1 protein-coding gene and 1 pseudogene are annotated in these 1,705 nt (G+C 29.6%); both read left to right on the top strand.

Annotated elements, in window-relative coordinates:
• The first annotated feature begins 300 nt into the window (after positions 1–300).
• Positions 301–1,416 (top strand): ImmA/IrrE family metallo-endopeptidase, encoded by a 1,116-nt coding sequence (locus ACHZDT_RS03300; RefSeq protein ID WP_394773238.1) that lies wholly within the window; start codon positions 301–303, stop codon positions 1,414–1,416.
• Positions 1,400–1,705, top strand: a pseudogene (locus tag ACHZDT_RS03305) (DUF4411 domain-containing protein); the annotation flags it as partial. The gene ACHZDT_RS03300 and the pseudogene ACHZDT_RS03305, both read left to right, overlap by 17 nt.

A 1,705-nucleotide genomic window follows, 5' to 3' on the forward strand; every position in this document is an offset into this window, starting at 1 on the left:
AAATAGATTTGTTCATTGAATGCACTGCTTACCTGCAAACATAAGTTGTTATGATTGTTGGCTTTTTAAATTAGCTGATTTTTAAGGATTGGCTGTATGCTGAATTATCATCAACTAGGCCCTATAAATGGAAATGACTGTGAATGCAATCCACAATATAATTGTTAGGTGCAATTTTTTCCGAATGTTACAACCAAACGGCGAGAACTATTTTGACTATCTTGCCCTCCCACATAATAAGAACTATTGAAAGTTGAGCAAAACATAGAAAGGCTAAAATATTTGCTGAAACTGCTAAAAATGTCAGTAGAAGAACTGTTGCCATTAATTAGTGAGGGGTTAACTAAATCAATTACAAAAGAACAGATATTAAATCCAAATATTGAACTTGGACATCTAAAGAGAATAGATAAGGTTTTCAATAAAGGTATTCACTACTACTTAGACCCAAAATCTCCCGATATTTCTATAGACGCTAGTATATTTTTTAGAAAACCAAAATTTGAGGTGGAGTTGAGTTTAGGGGCAAGAAAAATTGTAAATCATTTTGAAGAATTTAAAATTTCACTATCTGCGATTGCAGAACTGTCAGACATTAAGTTTGAAAGAATTTTGCCATTTTTTACTATAAATAGTAGTCCCAAAAATGCAGCAACAGAAATCAGAAGGTTAATAAAGGTCGAATTTAAAGAAAAGCCTAAAGAGTTTTTGACTGAGTTAATAAAAAAACTTGCTGAAAAAAATATTTTTGTTTTCGAATTCGTAGAAACATGGAATAAAAAGGAAAGAGCCAATATTGATGGTTTTTTTCTTAAACCAAATGTAATTGTTCTAAAAAGGCAACAAATTTCATTTAAGAGAGAAATATTTACACTTGGTCATGAATTCGGACATTATCTTTTAGATGAAGAAGAAATTGACCAAATCGACTACCAGAATTTAGCCAATCAAAAATTATCAAAAATTGAAAATTGGTGTAATGATTTTGCTTATTATTTTTTGAGTGGTGAATTTGAGAAAGTTATTGAAAATATTGACAATTCAACTGTTCAAAATGATTACAATATTGATTTAATTCAATCTATTTCTGAAAAGACACATTTGAGTATAATTGCAATTTTTACAAAACTGCTTTTACTTAATAAAATTAGTCCTGCCAACTACAAAAAAGTCAAGGAAGGTTTTGAAGAAGATTTTAGAGTTAAGTTTGAAGAATTAGTAAAACAAAAAGATTTAGATAAACAAAATGGTATTAAGCCAGGTGGATCAACACCAATTCCGATAAAGTCACCATTATTAGTTTCAACAATTCAAACAGCATTTTACGAAGGCGTGATTAACGAATATGAATTCTGTAAGAAATTAAATATTAAACCTGAAAAACTAGATAGTTTCTTATATGAAAGTAGTCATTGACACTAGCTCATTATTGTCTTTGGTTCGCTACTACTTGCCATTTGACAAACAGAAAGTTTTATTTGAATTAATTAAATCTAAAATAGCCAGTGGAGAAATTTTGGTTATTGACAAAATAATTGATGAATGCGCATACACTTCAAAGGGAATAGTGTTGTCAACTTTATCATATTTAATTGACAAATCGTTCAACAAAACTCACAAGCTACCATTAAACACTGAATTTATTTTACCGCCTGCACCAGCAAAATTTTACAGGCAAGTTGATAATCAATTTGTAAATGGTGTT

Origin of the sequence: Flavobacterium sp. (assembly GCF_043722275.1) — a bacterium.
Classification (GTDB): Bacteria; Bacteroidota; Bacteroidia; order Flavobacteriales; family Flavobacteriaceae; genus Flavobacterium.

Bases quoted from the DNA above. Each gene is read 5' to 3' on its own strand.
- ACHZDT_RS03300 (WP_394773238.1), top strand. From the start codon at position 301: ATGTCAGTAGAAGAACTGTTGCCATTAATTAGTGAGGGGTTAACTAAA.